This is a genomic window from Caballeronia sp. S22 (assembly GCF_964261745.1).
GTDB classification, from domain to species: domain Bacteria; phylum Pseudomonadota; class Gammaproteobacteria; order Burkholderiales; family Burkholderiaceae; genus Caballeronia; species Caballeronia jiangsuensis.
Map to the genome: position 1 here is coordinate 455227 of NZ_OZ180039.1, position 15422 is coordinate 470648.

Here is a 15422-nt window from a genome sequence, read left to right on the forward strand (position 1 = left end):
GTCAGTTGTCCCTCTGCGCCGATCGCGCCCGGCCACCGGGAAGAGGATCCTCGTGCAGGCAGAACGTGTTCGGGTCGCTGCCGAAGCGCGGAAACGCTGTCGCGACGAGCGGATCGTGACCAGGGATCACGTGGTCGGGACCGTCGGCGAGCGCGTCTATCGTTTCGAACGCGTCGAGCATCTTCGCGAGGTCGTGCAAGATTGGGAATGGGCGCCGTCCGCGCACGTTTGCCCACAAATGCGCGGCATCGGCGGCGAGCACCAGGTTGCCGCGTCGCGTCGCGACGCGAACCACCTGGCTGCCCGGGGTATGGCCGCCGACGAGGCACATCTCGATGCCAGGCGCGAACGTCGTCGTGCCTTCGTGCACGGCGAGTCGGCCGTCGTACAGGATGGCGACGGCCTGCATCACGTCGTCGCGCTCGTAGATCTTGCGCAGTTGCTTATGCTGCATATCCGCGCCGGTGCAGAAGCGCAGTTCGGCACCCTGCAAGTGGACGCGCGCATTCGGAAACAGGTCGAGGTTACCCGCGTGGTCCCAGTGCAGATGAGTGATGATCACGTCGGTCACCTTCGCCGGATCGATATTCAGCCCAACCAACGCGTCGGCGGTCGAGCGGACCATCTGCCGTTCTCTGCGCACGCCGGTCGACACCGGAAACGCGGTGTCGACGACGATCGTGCGCGTACCGTCGCGGATCACCCAAAAGAAGTAGTCGAGCGGCATCGATGCGTCGGGCGGCTCGCAGCATGCGTCGAAGAAGAAATTTTCGCGTGCGGTGCGCTGCGCGTTGCTGCCGATACGAAGCGCGTACACCTCGTACAGCGGCGTTGCCAAGTCGGTCATGTATGGATTCCGAAAGAGATTGGGCGATGCTGGTGTCAATGCGCGTGCTGCGTGGCTACGGTGTTTGCGGCGGTCGTCGCACGGCCCGTGCTCGTAGTGCCGTTGCCAAAATCGAAGTCCAGTTCGCCGAGAATGCCGAGCTCGTCCGCGAGCCGGTGCAACCCGCTGTAATCGCGGGTCAGCGCGCTTTCCTTGCCGGGTTGCTGGCAGTCTCGAATGATGTTGGCCGCGTTGGGCACATTCAGTTGTCGCAGGATCGCTTCCCACATCGAGAAGTCCTGCGCGACGAACGCGCGCAGCGCGACCGGCAGCGTAGCGATGAAGAAAGTCTTCTGACTCGGCGTAAGACGATTGAATACGACCTTGCCGATCTCACCGAGCGTCTTGCTGTGCGCGTACTCGTCGCGGTTGTGCAACTGCGCGACGCTGCGATTCTGTGGCTGGATCGTCTGGTCGTCGGCGAGGATATCGAGGAACGCGTTGACGCTGATCTCCGCGACCGTCGCGAACGCGACCGCCGCGAGCTGCTTTTCCCAAGGTTCGACCAGTTGCTGCTTCAGCTTCTCGAGTTCGCGGTAGGTGACCGACATGGGCAGGTCCATGTCGGTGTCGATCTGCCGCTGGCGTCGCGTACGCTGGATCGCGTTCAGGTGCATCAGCGTGTGATAGTGCTCATCGATCAGCGTCTGCCGGATCGATTCGGTAAAGATCCAGTCGTCGCCGGGCAGGATGTCGCTTGCCAGATAGTTCAGCGCCGGATTCACCACATGGTCTTCGGCTGCGACCGTGCGGCGGTTATAGCCGATCCAGCCCCACGTGAGAATGTCCTGCTTCACGGGATCGTCGAGCCGCTGGACGCCTTCGTGCGTGAAGAACGGCACGAGCGCGACCGGATAGTCCGGCCTGCCCGCGTCGAACTCACCGTCCACGCGGAATTTCTCCATGTCGCAGACAGTTGCGCGGCGGGGCCAGGCGTTGTTCAGTTGCGCGATCAGTGCCTTGTTTGCATTCGTCATTGCATGGTCCTTCAATTAGCTTGTTTGCACCCAGTAGCGTGTCAGATGGCGTGCGGGGTCCGAAAACGTGCTCCGCGAGTGAATCAGGCGGTGGTTGTCCCAAACCAGCAGATGGCCGTCCGGTATCAGCACGGGCGTGGCGTCTGATTCGAAATAGGCGGCCGCGAGCGTCGCGAGACGCGCGAGCGGATCGTTCGGGTCGAACTGCCCCGATGCGTTGTTCAACGCAGCCTCCGACGGATTCACGTCACCGTAAAGGAACTGGTTGTAGCTGAAGCGGAAGATCGATCGGCCGTTCTCGCCGCTCAGGATCGGCACGGACAGCGTCTGCCGAGACGTGGCGCCGGGCGCCAGCGTGGCGGCGAACTGCACGGGTACCTCATGGATATATCGCTGCAACTCCGCGTCGAGCGATTGGCAGAACGCTACTCCGTCCGCGAGACGCGTATGGCCCTGTCCACAGCGTGCCTGACGGTGGCAGTGCAGCGCAAGGTAACGCGGCGGCGGAGAACCGACCGGCACTTCGGTGTGCGGACCGATGCCGTTCCGGCTCTGCGAGTACGGTACCTTCTCGAATCCGGGTTTCACCTTTACCTCCCAGGTGTCCTCGCCGTTGTATTGCGGCACGATCGAGCCGAACCGTGCGAGTGTGGCCCGCACACCGTTGTCGAGAGCCTGCGGCGGCAGCACGGTCCACCCTTGCCTGTCCAGTTCGTCGCAGGCTGCGTCAAACGGCGAGGCGGTGTCAGTCATATCGAAAGCAATCGCGTTACTCATGGACTGAGGCTCCCTGAAGATTGCGCACGACGCCCGAATACGCGGTCATCAGATCGAACGTGATCGCCGACGGCGTGAACGCGTGCTGGTCAATACGGCTTACCGGGCACACCTCGGCGGCGGTGCCGGTCACGAAGCACTCGCTGAACGAGTCCAACTCGTCAGGCAGGATCGTACGTTCGATCACCTTAATGTTCTGTCCGCGGGCGAGTTCGATTACCGTCTGCCGTGTGATGCCGTCGAGGAAGCAGTCGGGCGTCGGCGTATGCAGTTCGCCATCGCGCACGAAGAAAACGTTCGCGCTTGTCGCTTCGGCGATCCAGCCACGCCAGTCGAGCATCAGCGCATCCTGATAGCCGTTCGCTTCCGCGTGGTGCTTGGACAGCGTCGCGATCATGTAATGGCTCGACGCTTTCGCCTGATAAGGGCTCGATGAAGGAGGCGGGCGGCGCCACGTCGCGGTTTCGAGTGTGATACCGCGCTTCTTCGCTGCCGGATCGAAGTAGCTCGGCCAGCTCCAGCACGCGAGCGCGACATGGATGCGGCTCGCACGCGCCGAGGTCGAGATCTGTTCGGAACCGCGCCATGCGACCGGCCGCACGTAGCCGTCGACAATGCCGTTCAGTTCGATCAGCTTGGCTGTCGCCGATTCGAGTTCTTCCTTCGAATACGGCATATCGAAGTCGAGAATCTGCGCAGAGCGATACAAGCGGTCAGTGTGCTTGCGTAGCCGGAACACGTTGCCAGAATAGACGCGCTCGCCTTCATACACGCAGCTCGCGTAGTGCAGCCCGTGTGTGAGTACGTGGATCTTCGCGCTCTTCCATTCGACGAACTCGCCGTCGAGCCAGATATGTCCCTTGCGTTGGTCGAACGGAACGGTTGGGGTGCCTGTCATGCGAACTCCATATGCAGCGCTTCGTCGCGCGGAAAAATGTGTGTGAGGCCAAGACGCTGTGCTTCCTGGGACAGGCCGCGCAGTTCGTCGTCGTTCAGTGGAATGCCTTCCTGAGTGCGGCGGGCGATCGACGCCTTCTGCGGATCGCCGGCGACCTGCACGCACTCGCCGTCGACGGCGGGCGTCTCGCGGATCGTCTGCATGAGCTCGGATACGCCGGCGGTGAAATCGTCGAGCGAGCCGAAGCGCGCCGGATCGATCGCGATCAGGCAATGGCCGATCTGGCGACTGCGGTCGTACGGTTCGGCATCCAGATGCGACAGCTGGTAATCGAACGGCATCGACGTCAGCAGGCAACTGAGGATTTGCACCATCATCGCGAGGCCCTGGCCCTTGTAGCCGCCGAGCGTCGCGAGCGATTCGACGAGCGCGGGGTCGCTGACCTGCCGGCCGTCGCGGTCAAGCGCCCAGCCGGACGGTAGTTCGACCCCGTTGCGGCGGAAGTGCTTGACTTGCGAGTACGAGATCTGGCTTGTCGCCATGTCGAGGAGGTACAGGTCAGTGCCGCGTGCCGGCGCGGCGAAGCAGATCGGGTTGGTGCCGAACATCGCGCGCTTCGCGTTGAATGGCGCCATCCGCGCGGCGGCGCTCGTCGTTACGATGCCGACCAACCCTTGCGACGCGATTCGCTCGCCGTACACAGAGGCCGCACCGAAGTGATTCGAATTTGCGACGGCGACCACACTGACGCCGTACTCACGTGCGAGTTCGTTCGCGAGGTCAGCGGCATGCGTGCCGGCGACAACGCCGAGCGCCGAATCCGCGTCGACGAGCGCTGTGCCGTGAAACTGCCGGATCGTCTGTATTTTCGGGCGCGTGTTGCTGCGACCTTCGTCGAGCTCGCGCAAATACAGCGGCAGCAGCCGCACGCCGTGCGTGTCGATCCCCATCAGCGATGTGCGGATCAGCCCTTGTGCGAACCAAATCGCGTGCTGTTCGCTCAGGCCGCGTTCGACCGCGGCTTTCTCGCAGAGTTGATAGAGCAGTTCCGCTTGGACTGATTTTTTCATCGTGTTAGCTCGCAATAACGAGTTGGTGTTCGGATGGATTTTCGCGGCGCAGATAGATCGGTTTCCGCGACGCCGATTCATCCTTGTCCTGAAAAAAGAACGCGGAATCGCCGAAAGCCGGCTGCAGATCGTCGAACCACACTGCGGCCGGGTCGAATTTCGCGAAAAACGGCTTGCGGACGCAGTCTGGATCGCGCGCCTGCAGGAACTGCAGCACGAACACCTTTTCGCTCGCGATCGTCGTGACGCCGTCGATCAACACCTTGCCGTAGAGCGTGCTCATAGACGGTCCACGCACCGTGCGCGACAGCCCGGACACGCCCTGATATGCCGCCTTGAAAATTTCGTAGGTCTCGACGAGCGGTAGTTCAAAATAACGCTGTGGACCGGTGTCGCGTTCAACGAACATGTAGTATGGAATCGCGCCGAGGCGCACGCCTGTCGTCCACAATTCTTGCCAAGCTTCGGGCGAGTCGTTGATGTGACGCACGATCGGTGATTGAATCCGCACCGTCGCGCCGGTGCCAGTGATCCGTTTCACAGCGCGCTGGGCGATTTCGGGGCGTAGCTCTGCCGGATGGTTGTAGTGCGCCATGATCGACAGGTTCTTGCCGTGACCGACGATACGTTCGAACAGACTCAGCACCGCGTCGGAGTCCTTGTCGGTAACGAAGCGCTGCGGCCAGTACGACACCGACTTCGTCCCGATCCGGATGTTCTGCAGATGAGGGATCGACAATAGCGGCTCGATATAACCGGCCAGCGATTCGGCATTCATCACCATCGGATCGCCGCCGGTGATCAGCACATCGGTGACTTCCGGATGGCGCGCGAGATACTGGCTCAACTCGGCCGACTCGCGCGCATTGAACTTCATGTCTTCCGAGCCGATGAATTGCGGCCAGCGGAAACAAAAGGTGCAGTAAGCGTGGCAGGTCTGACCGGCTGCCGGGAAGAACAGCACGGTCTCTTTGTACTTGTGTTGAAGCCCCGGTAGCGGCCGGCCGTCGAGCGTCGGCACGTTGTGTGTCATCTGCCCGGCCGGATGGGGATTCATCCTGTGACGCAGCATGGCGATAAATTGAGCGGCGGCGGCTTCACTCGACGGACTCGACAATAGTTGGCGCAGCCTACGGTAGTCCTCGGGCGGCAGCATGTCCGGGTGCGGAAACGTCAGACGGAACACCGGATCGTCCGGTACACGGTCCCAGTCGATCAATTCGCGCAATACGTATTCGTTTGTTCTGAACGGTAACACTTTAGATACCGATGAGAGTGCGTCTTTTACTTCCTGCGGAACACGCGACCAATACGGAGAACTAGAAATCGACTTGGCGTTATAGGCTTTGAATTTCTCTGCGTCCAAAATTTCTCCAGATATAGACAGTTCGGTTCTCTAACGTTTGTGAGTGCCGCCGTTGGCAGCGTTGAATAGTCTGGCCGGGTTTGTCGTGCGTCGTTGCATAGACCACGCGGTTGTGTCGACTCGTATTTGAACCCCACCAGATGGCCGTTTAACAACAGCGTGCCGCCGAGCACAGGACTTGACTACCTTTAGACGAGGAGGGCACTACATACCCGGTCGGCGGACATCAGGCGGCCATGGCTGCCTGATACGAATACGCGCCTTCGTCCCAGGCGAATTCGAGCGTTCATGCTGTCCAGCGTGGTACCTCGCGTAGAAACGAAGGCCATACCACGCAAGGCTTTGCGAAGGCTTGCGCGCCTTGACCCCCTTGTGCCAGATGAGTTCACATCGTCGTAGATTTTCTTTCTGTTTGATAGGCACAAGAAATTGGAAAATCGATAGGTGCAGTTCCAGATTCTGAACGACTGCTCCGGTATAGTTAGCGCCAACTGCATTTGTTATTTTTGAGACATGACAGGTTCTTGATATATATGAAACGGATGCTCGACCCACGCGCGGATCTGCGCCTTGATTCGCTCGACCTGGATCAGCAGATCCTTCAGCGAACCTTCGCGCATCGCCTTGATCTTTCCGCGCTTGATAGCCACGCGCCACTTCACCGGCCTGCCCTTCATCTCGTCCCGTTTATCCACGCCCGCGTAGCCGGCATCGCCAAACGCTTCCTGCTCATGTCCGTGCAACAAAGCACGGGCCTGCGAAACATCCGATACGTTGGCCGCCGTGCCCACAACGCTGTGAACCAGTCCAGAATCGGCATCGAATCCGATGTGCGCCTTCATGCCGAAGTGCCATTCGTTGCCTTTCGTCGTCTGGTGCATCTCCGGGTCACGGCTCTTTTCGGCATTTTTGGTCGAGGGCGACGCCTCAATGATCGTCGCGTCGACCAACGTGCCTTCCTTCATCAGCAACCCGCGTTCGCACAGCGAAATGCCGATCTCATCGAACATCTTGCGCGTCAGGTCATGCTCGAGCAGCAGACGCCGGAACTTGACCAGCGTGGTTGCGTCCGGCACGTCCTCGACCGCCAGATCGATGTCCGCGAACGCACGCATTGCAATGCTGTCGTAAAGCGCATCCTCCAGCCTTTTTGTCCAACAGCCCGTATCACTGCTGCAGAAAATAGATCCGCAGCATACGTTCCAAGCCAATCGTCGGTCGGGCTCGCTTGCCCTTCGGGTAGTACGGCTCGATCGCCGACAGCAAGCGCGCCTAGGGGACAACCTGCTCCATCTCGGCCAGAAAGCGCTGCCGTTTTGTTACGCGCTTCTTGCCCGCACTTTCCGCTTGTGCAAAACCGATCTGCCACTTCATCGTCGTGGATCCGTTCCGTGAACCTCTTTCTACATCGCCCTCGGCCACCTCTGCGATGAGCGCCGAGCCTCATAAATCCGTGTTTCCTTAGCCTACTGAAACCCTTATCTGAAAAGCGTTTCGGCGATTTAACATTTCATGCGATTGCCCTGGATATAGAACGTGAACAAGAAATATCAGTTGATTGCAGAACACTATGTGAAGGCCATCGCTAGTGGCTCTCTTGGGGAAGGGGCGAGAATGCCTTCGTTGAGAGATATCATGACTCTGCATCGTGTCTCCATATCAACGGCGGTCGAGGCGTGTCGGGTACTCGAAAAGCTGGGCCATGTCGAAGCGAAGCCGCGAGTCGGCTATTTCGTTCGCGGTCCAATGCAAGCACCATCGCGGGTGAGAGGGATGCTGGAAAAGGACGCGGACGAAACCGATCAGCGGATCGATCCGGCGGACTATGTCGGAGTGCATGAACGCATTTCGGTCACGCTCGCCCGGGGTCTTCAACGTCCCCTGAAAGTCGATCTGGCTGGGGCGGTATGCGCGCCCGCTCTGTATCCAGGCGCTGCGTTGCGCGACAGGATGTTGCGCATCCTTCGCGCGAGGTCGAACTTGTACGATTCCGGCCCGCGACCGGATGGCGTACGCAAACTGAAGGAGGCGATCTCGCGTTTTTCGGTGAGCCGCGGGATGCACGTCGACTCGGATGCGATTCTGGTCACGCACGGTTGCAGCGAGGCACTGGCGCTTGCTTTAAGGGCGGTCGCCGCACCGGGTGACGTAGTCGCAATCGAATCGCCGACCTATTTCGGGATACTTCAGGTAGTCGAATCTCTCGGTTTGAAAGCGATCGAGATTCCCACGCATCCTGACACCGGCATATCTGTCGACGCGCTCGAATTTGCGATTGCGCACATGAGCAGCATTCAGGCGGTTGTATGCATGCCATCCGTGCAAAATCCGCTCGGCAGCGTAATGCCGGATGCCATGAAGGCCAAGTTGGTCGAGCTATGCGAAAAGCATGATATCGCGGTAATTGAAGACGACACATATGGCGCGTTTTTGCCGAGTCCGGCGAATTCGAGGCCCGTTAAGGCATGGGATAGGAGCGGCAATGTGATCTATTGCAGCTCGTTCAATAAATCTCTTTCACCTGGCTTGCGAGTTGGATGGCTAATTGGCGGAAAATGGCACAAGAAGATCGAAATGCTGATGTATGCGGTGTCGCGCCATCGAGAAGAAATGTCGCAGCTGGTCGTGGCGGACTTCATGGTCGGTAGTGCATTCCACCGGCATATGCGACGGTTGAACGCGTTGTTGACGCAGCAGCGCACGCAGTTCGTCGAAGCTATACTCAAGCATTTCCCCGCCGGCACCGAAGTGACCCGGCCCGAAGCGGGGCTGCTGGTGTGGGTACGCCTACCCGGCGAGCTGAACACCGACACGTTGTTCGAAAGCGCGTTGTGCGAAGGCATTCGGATCTGTCCGGGTTCGATCTTCTCCAACACGAACAAGTTCAGCGATTGCCTGCGGCTCAGTTACGGCACGCCGTTCGATGCACGCATCGAATCTGCGCTCAAGACGCTGGCGCGGCTTGCTCGCGAGGCTTAAAGCGTTGCCGGGTGATCGGCCAGACATTTCCAGCTTGCAGTCCGGCATTGCTAAATGAGAACGAACCGATCAAGCTGCCGGAAGATCCGGGCCTGGTGGGCTATCTCGCCAGAACGATCGGCTTGGGTGCGGCAATCGGCATGTTCGCGGACGGTGCGTATCTCGTGGTATTGATCGCCGTGTTTCTGCTGCCTGAAACGAAAGGCCGCGGGATTTTCCTGATCGGGGTTGACATCGTGGCTGGCGTGATATCGCAGATATCCAGCGTCAGTTCTTTCGTCGTTCGAGTAGGCATGAACATCCTGGTGTCAGTGAAGAGATTGATCGATTACAGCGTGAAGGCCCGTGTGAAACCGGGTGGCACGGGTGTCGATATGGCGAATGTGAAGATGAGGTGATTTTGGAACAGGTCGATTGCGTCGTCATCGGCGCGGGTGTGCTGGGACTCGCGGTGGCGCGGGCGCTGGCTCAGGCCGGCCGCGAGGTCGTGATCCTCGAATGTGAGCGCGCCATCGGCACGGGGACAAGTTCGCGTAACAGCGAAGTCATTCACGCCGGCATCTACTATCCGCCGGGCTCAGCGAAGGCCCGGCTTTGCCTCGAAGGCAGGCGCATGCTGTATGCGTTTTGCGAGACGCACGCGTGGAGCATCGCCGCTGCGGCAAGCTCATTGTTGCGACCGAGAAGGCACAGCTCGCCGACCTCGAGGCGATTCATCGCAACGCCGCGGCTTGCGGCGTGGACGACCTGCAATGGCTCGACCGGGGCGGCGTGGCGCGGCTCGAGCCGGCACTTGCCGCGCATGCCGCGTTGCTGTCGCCGTCCACTGGCATCATCGACAGTCATGGCTTGATGCTCGCCTTGCAGGGTGACGCCGAAAAAGCCGGGGCGGTGCTCGCATTTCATGCGCGCGTCACCCAGGGACGGGTTGAAAGCAATGGCATTGCACTCGAAGTCGTGACTGACGGAGAGCCGGCGTGGTTACATGCGAACGCAGTCGTCAACAGTGCCGGGCTTTATGCCGTTGACGTGGCACGGACGATCACTGGTCTAACTGTTGAGCGTATCCCGCAGCGCTATTTCGCGAAGGGTAGCTATTTCAGCTGCACCGGACGCGCGCCGTTTTCGCATCTTGTTTATCCGGTGCCGGAGCCTGGAGGACTGGGTGTCCACCTGACGCTCGACCTGGGCGGTCAGGTCCGTTTCGGCCCGAACGTCGAATGGATCGATGCGGTCGATTACACCGTCGATCCCCACGACGGGGACGCGTTTTACGCCGCCGTGCGCCGGTATTGGCCAGACCTCGACGACGGAGCGCTGCAGCCAGGCTATGCCGGTGTCCGCCCCAAGATCGCAGGACCGGGCGAGCCGGCGGCCGATTTCCGCATCGACGGGCCAGCCGTGCATGGTGTGCCCGGCCTCATCAATCTGTTCGGCATCGAATCACCCGGTCTGACCGCGTCTCTCGCCATCGCGGCGCGCGTCATGAAACTCCTCTGAGTCGGCTTTGCTGATCGGCGTGACCGCCACGTGCAAGCGACCGTCCTGATCGAATGTGCGCACCAAAGCGCGGTCGAATGCGAGGCGGCATCGTGTCGCCGGCATGGAGTCAATCTCGACCACCAGCTCCATCTCCAACTTCGGGCTCATCTCCAACGCCGGAGCCGGTTATCCACAGTTTCGGTGGATAACCCTAGGTGCAACCCTGAGTAGAACCCTATTCCAGCGTCTTGCGGCGTCGTACTCGATCTCTTCCACTGGACGGAGCCATCTGCCGCAAACCGTAGAATGGCGAGCCGGTTCCCGCTTCAACACTCTGATGCGGGCCTGCTCAATTCCATCCAACCAGGAACCCCAAATCGTGGACCAAAGTGCGCGCTTGCTTATCCGAGAAGAGGAAGTTCTCGACGTACTGAACATCGTTAGACAGCTCACTACGCGAAAACGCGAAAAGAAAAAACAAACCCCAATAGAGCGGTGGTTCGAACGCGCAGCGTCTACCTTACTCACACATTCGATTGCTATCCTAGTTGCCTTGTTTTGCTTGGTTGCGATGAGCTGGATATTCCAGAAAGACGCCTTGCGAGATGCCCTGTATGTCACGAGCGTTCTTCTTGGAGGGCTTGAGTTGGCCATTGCTTTCATTGGCGTCGGTGGTGCAATTCCATTCTTCCACCGTTTGCGCAAGGCCCCCTTTGATCCTCTGCTGTCGTCCGTCTCGGAAGCTTCCCATTTGGATTTACCGTCAGTAAACGAGTTGGTACAACACGACCGCGAAGTCGTGAGCTTCGTCCTTGCCCACTATGCCCATGAGCGTCTCGCCTTCGAAAAGCGCGGCGGGATGCTTGCAGGCGCACTCGAGAAAGTCGGTCTATTTCCAGCGCTTGCCGCGTTCTTTGGTGTCGCGGCCACGGTGTGGGACCATACGGAGTTTCCCTTCGCTCGCGCACTTGTATTTGTGATTCCCGCGTTCTATTGCATGAATTTTTGGGCGTTGAGCCTTATGCAGAACATGGACCGAACTATTGCGATGCTTGAATATAGTCTGCAAGTGATTGACAACAAGGCATGAGACCACTGGTGACATCAAGCTAGTCGAAATCACTACGCCGCGCGCTTCGCGCCACCTAACGGGTATTTCCCAGCCCCGGAATCACCGACCGACTCACGCACCCGAAGTTCGGCTCGCTTCCGGGCCGTGTCCACACGCCGTCGAGGTGCATACCCTCATTGATCGTGTAACGCTTGCCGTCGGCGGCCCGATGCGAAGGACGCGGGTGCCGGCCGCCGTGGCTGTGCATCCAGATCGCCTCGGTGATACCGAGCCCCTCCTGCCGCACACGCACCACCGTCGCGGTCGCCTTGCTGTTCTGGTCGCGCGCGATGAACGCGGCGCGCTTGCGTGTCAACGCATACCGCTCCCGCAACTCATCGGTCAGGCCGCCGAGGTCCCGTCCGGGCTGCACGCTGCGCATCACCGCACCTTCGACATCGGCCAGGTGCTCAGCGGCGATCGAGCGGATCAGTCCGACGTTCTCGCCGATGGTGGCCTGCAGCGCGTCGTTGGCCTCGCGCGTGAGCCGGAAGTCGACCGCAAAGCCAGCGCGGCTGAGCGACGACTGGAACGCGGCATCGGCCCGGCCCATCGCGCTGCCTGCGAACTGCTGCGCCAACGTTGGTGAAATCTCGTCAAAGCGCCGCTGCCAACGTCGCGCCAGCTTCACAATCGTTCGGCGCAGCGTCATCGCGGGGCTCGCGTCTTGGGCGACATTGCTGGCCCCGTCACCGGCGAGTTCAGGCTCGTTCGCCCGGTAACATGCGCGCAGCCAGTACCCGAGGCTCGCCTGCATCAGATCGATCAGGCGCACCAGCCGCCGCCGATACGCGGCCTCGACGCCTTGGTTCGGGCGCACCGCGACGAGCGTCACCGGCTTCGTGGTCGGCGCCACGCTGGAATGGGGCATCGCACGACGCGTGGGTCGCTGAGCCACACTTCGGATCGCGTTCATCACGCGTGCTGGAATTTCAGCTCTGCGCCACCCGCCGTGCGCAGTTGCTCCAAAGGCGGCTCGGGCGCTTCCTCGTTGAGATCCAGCGACGAATAGGGGCCGTCCTCCTGGGCCGCCAGCCGCATGCGCGCCTCTTCCGGGCTGATCACGCCCGCGTTGATCAGTCCAATGCCGGTGTCGGACTCGACCTCGCGCATGTCGGCCAGTTTCTCTTCCGACAGCGTCCACAGCGGCACGTAGCCGAAGCCGATGTCCGGATCGATCGCGCCGAACAGTGACAGTTGAATCACATTCAGCAGGCGCGAGAGCGGCGCGGTGAACAGCCACTCCTGCTGCGCCTCGATCCACGCGTAGAAAGTGCGCAGCTCGCCCTCGCTGGTCGCGTTCAGTCCCGAGGGCGTGATGCCCAGCAGCACGATCAGCGGAATGCCCGTCACTGCCGCCATGTGCTCCTGCGACTGCGCTTGCAGGCGATCTAGGCTGCCCAGCGGTGCCGACACGTTGGCGAAGTCCTCCGTGTCGCGGTCGATCATCATCAGGTGCCGGTTGTCGCGCGCTGGTTTAACAGCACCGCACGCCGCAGCATCTGCTCCGCGCCTTCGGCGTTGAGCACCGCCGCAAGGTTGGTCTTGAGCACCATCGTGGAAAACGAATGCAGCAGGTCCGACACGCTCTGGCGCGTTCTCAGCCAGTTGTCGACGTACGGCTTGGCGATCTGCGACAGGCTCAAGCCGCCGAACGCATACGTAGGCTTAAGCATGTCCGGCACCGGGCGCGACACGAGCGTGAGCAGCCGGCTCGCATGGACCTGACGGTTCATCACGAACCACGTCTGCGGCTGGTAGAAGTCGCCGCGCAAAGGATCGGTCGAGTTGTACACGCCCGGATAAGTCCAGATCGGCTCGACGATCCGTAAGCCCTTCAGATTGCCGATGCCGATCCTGGCGGTGCTGTTGGCCAGGGGCGCGACGAATTCCTCGGGAGGGTCATCGCCCGTGTCGAGGAAGATCTGCGCGCGCCCGAAGAAACCATCCTGTTCGGCCGTCTTGCGAAACGCCGCCTGCGCGCCAAGGCGCTTCATCTCGGCATCGATCGCCGCGATCTTCTCGCTCTTGTCGTCGTCGCCTGTACCGTGCAGGCGGATCCACTTGCGCGTCATCTCCTTGGCGAGAATCTCCGCGGGCCGACGGTACTCAGGGCGCTGCGTGAGTTCGGCCAGATATGGATAGCCGAGGAAGCCGAGCCCTTCGCTGAAGGCGTCCGATAGTCCGCTTAGCGCCCAGCGAAAGTTCGCATCGCACGCGGAATCGCACGCAAGCTTCGCGTCTTGGGCGATGACACCGGGTGCGGCCTGCGGCAGCGTGAACGCCTGAACCCGCGGCAGCGGTGCGCCGAGCACGCCGAGAGCTGATTCCCGGATGTCGCGACCATCGAGCACAGGTGGTTCTATTTGCCGAGGTGGTTCTTCCGGGCGGCCTCGCCAAAATTTGAAGAACGACATTGTGGCGCGAGAGCTTACTCAAGCTCAACTGCATCCAGAGACAGAAGTCAGACGTGGCTCGCTAGCGCCAATTAACGCCCATGTTCAGATCGTCGAATCGGATATTCCGTGCCCTATAATCGCGCCGCGCCGGGTCAGAGCTTCCCAAGCCTAGGAAAGCTTACATCTAGGATAGGAACATGAATTCATTAAAACGGCCAAACTCGCTACTGCTTGCTCTCTTGCTCACTTTGTTCCCGCTGAGCAGTCGTGCGGACGTGGGCAATCTCGGCGCCCTCGCCATACCCGCACTCAGCGTCGCGGCTACCGTTTGGGCTTTGCTGACTGTCTTCGCATTTTTCCTACTTCGCCGTCGACTGACACTGGCCAAACGGATTAGCGCGTCCATTCTATTGTTCTTTTCCCCCGTGCTTTGGCTCGCACTCATAGGGCTTAAGGGATATGCGTTCGGCGAGTTCTATTCTGAAGTCACCGAGACCACGCACGAGCCCGTGTCAGCCGCCAGCGCCACATTCCCTCCGGGCAGTCGCGCGCATTACGAGCAAACCGGCGGCTTCTTTGGTTGGCACGCGCGGCGGGAACTGTTGGATATCCAGAACCCTCAACCGGTTAAGCTGGGCGACCTACGTATCGATGGACTTAAGCTCGATCGTTACTCTGCTCAGCTTCATTTGTCGCTAAGCCAGAATCAAATGCTGGACGGTTGGCTATGTGCAGCTGGTGAATACACGATCGTAGATGCCACATCCAACGGATATGAACTGAACTCATGCTGGCTCGCTGCACCGCGCGAGTGGCATGGGAAATCGGTGCCATCTGGCACCTACGTCTCACGCGACGGCTACGGCGGCTGGCTGTTCGCCTCGATGTACAGGCCCGGCACACCATTGCCCTCCCCTCAGTAGTGCGTCAGACATTCCGCAGCGGCGCTCGCTTCGACGTCAAATCGATCCCGTGAAGACGCCAACGATGTCCAGGCATTCACACCGCCGCTAGCGCCGCATCCGGAATCCGCATCGGCCGCCGCGCTATCAGCAGCGCGAACGCCCGTGACAACGCATCGACCTGATCGTCGTGCGTGCCGAACGGAAAGCCGCGTAGCTCAGCAACTCGTCCGCCGCCGTATCGCGATCAACGGCGTCGCCGATCTTGACGCCCTTTGCTGACGATGGCTTCGAGTTCGGCATCGCTCATGGACTGCACGAGAACCGGCCCGCCGTTCGCGCCCGAGAGTTCGACCGCCTGAGCCGTCTCCTTCCAGCGCGCGCGACACTTGAGCCAGAAGATCGCAGCAATGGTGTCGCCGCCGGTCGCTTTGTTGTAGAGCCACTGCGCGACGTTGCTGTTAGCGCGCACCGCGCCCTCCAGCAGTTCCTGCGCGAAGTGCGCCCGCAATGTCTGCTCGGTCACGTGCCGACCGCGTGCGCCGGTCACCAGCGCGCAGATCTCCGACACTGAA

At 60.6% G+C, this 15422-nt stretch carries 11 protein-coding genes and 5 pseudogenes; 6 read left to right on the forward strand and 10 right to left on the reverse strand.

The annotated features are described in order from the left end of the window. Position 1: 1 nt before the first annotated feature. From ACEN42_RS33910 to ACEN42_RS33940, 7 genes and pseudogenes are all read right to left on the reverse strand, one after another. Positions 2 to 847 (reverse strand): N-acyl homoserine lactonase family protein, encoded by an 846-nt coding sequence (locus tag ACEN42_RS33910; protein ID WP_371883016.1) that lies wholly within the window; start codon positions 845 to 847, stop codon positions 2 to 4. 35 nt (positions 848 to 882) lie between these two features. Further along, positions 883 to 1863: a diiron oxygenase gene (locus ACEN42_RS33915; RefSeq protein WP_371883017.1), complete on the reverse strand. Its 981-nt coding sequence runs from the start codon at positions 1861 to 1863 to the stop codon at positions 883 to 885. A 15-nt stretch (positions 1864 to 1878) separates the two neighbouring features. Then, a complete protein-coding gene (locus ACEN42_RS33920; RefSeq protein WP_371883018.1) occupies positions 1879 to 2640 on the reverse strand; it encodes a TauD/TfdA family dioxygenase in 762 nt (253 codons plus the stop codon). Beyond that, positions 2633 to 3538: a branched-chain amino acid aminotransferase gene (locus tag ACEN42_RS33925; RefSeq protein WP_238287680.1), complete on the reverse strand. Its 906-nt coding sequence runs from the start codon at positions 3536 to 3538 to the stop codon at positions 2633 to 2635. The genes ACEN42_RS33920 and ACEN42_RS33925 overlap by 8 nt, the downstream gene beginning before the upstream one ends. After that, positions 3535 to 4608 (reverse strand): Ldh family oxidoreductase, encoded by a 1074-nt coding sequence (locus ACEN42_RS33930; protein ID WP_238287678.1) that lies wholly within the window; start codon positions 4606 to 4608, stop codon positions 3535 to 3537. The genes ACEN42_RS33925 and ACEN42_RS33930 overlap by 4 nt, the downstream gene beginning before the upstream one ends. A 4-nt stretch (positions 4609 to 4612) precedes the next feature. Further along, entirely contained in the window at positions 4613 to 5974 is a 1362-nt protein-coding gene (locus tag ACEN42_RS33935) for a lysine 2,3-aminomutase (RefSeq protein ID WP_371883019.1), read from the reverse strand. Between the two features lie 530 nt (positions 5975 to 6504). Continuing rightward, positions 6505 to 7348 (reverse strand): annotated as a pseudogene (locus ACEN42_RS33940) (IS5 family transposase); the annotation flags it as partial. 162 nt (positions 7349 to 7510) lie between these two features. Here ACEN42_RS33940 and ACEN42_RS33945 point away from each other — a divergent pair. The 5 genes and pseudogenes from ACEN42_RS33945 to ACEN42_RS33965 all read left to right on the forward strand — a co-directional run bounded on the left by ACEN42_RS33945 (position 7511) and on the right by ACEN42_RS33965 (position 11525). Next, positions 7511 to 8953: a PLP-dependent aminotransferase family protein gene (locus ACEN42_RS33945; RefSeq protein WP_371883020.1), complete on the forward strand. Its 1443-nt coding sequence runs from the start codon at positions 7511 to 7513 to the stop codon at positions 8951 to 8953. An 86-nt stretch (positions 8954 to 9039) separates the two neighbouring features. Then, positions 9040 to 9168, forward strand: a pseudogene (locus tag ACEN42_RS33950) (MFS transporter); the annotation flags it as partial. Positions 9169 to 9246: 78 nt separating this feature from the next. Then, positions 9247 to 9345, forward strand: a pseudogene (locus ACEN42_RS33955) (electron transfer flavoprotein subunit beta/FixA family protein); the annotation flags it as partial. A gap of 8 nt (positions 9346 to 9353) precedes the next feature. Next, positions 9354 to 10453 (forward strand): annotated as a pseudogene (locus tag ACEN42_RS33960) (NAD(P)/FAD-dependent oxidoreductase). Between the two features lie 361 nt (positions 10454 to 10814). After that, complete coding sequence (locus ACEN42_RS33965) at positions 10815 to 11525, forward strand: hypothetical protein (protein ID WP_371883021.1); 711 nt, start codon at positions 10815 to 10817, stop codon at positions 11523 to 11525. A gap of 55 nt (positions 11526 to 11580) precedes the next feature. On the opposite strand, the gene ACEN42_RS33970 is transcribed toward ACEN42_RS33965, so the two are convergent. Together ACEN42_RS33970 and ACEN42_RS33975 are read right to left on the reverse strand one after the other, a co-directional pair. Next, entirely contained in the window at positions 11581 to 12417 is an 837-nt protein-coding gene (locus ACEN42_RS33970) for a phage minor head protein (RefSeq protein ID WP_371883022.1), read from the reverse strand. Positions 12418 to 12461: 44 nt separating this feature from the next. Continuing rightward, positions 12462 to 13963 (reverse strand): annotated as a pseudogene (locus ACEN42_RS33975) (DUF1073 domain-containing protein). Positions 13964 to 14142: 179 nt separating this feature from the next. Here ACEN42_RS33975 and ACEN42_RS33980 point away from each other — a divergent pair. Then, entirely contained in the window at positions 14143 to 14868 is a 726-nt protein-coding gene (locus ACEN42_RS33980; protein ID WP_371883023.1) for a hypothetical protein, read from the forward strand. 226 nt (positions 14869 to 15094) lie between these two features. Here ACEN42_RS33980 and ACEN42_RS33985 read toward each other — a convergent pair whose 3' ends face one another. Beyond that, positions 15095 to 15373: a hypothetical protein gene (locus ACEN42_RS33985; protein ID WP_371883024.1), complete on the reverse strand. Its 279-nt coding sequence runs from the start codon at positions 15371 to 15373 to the stop codon at positions 15095 to 15097. Positions 15374 to 15422: the final 49 nt, after the last annotated feature.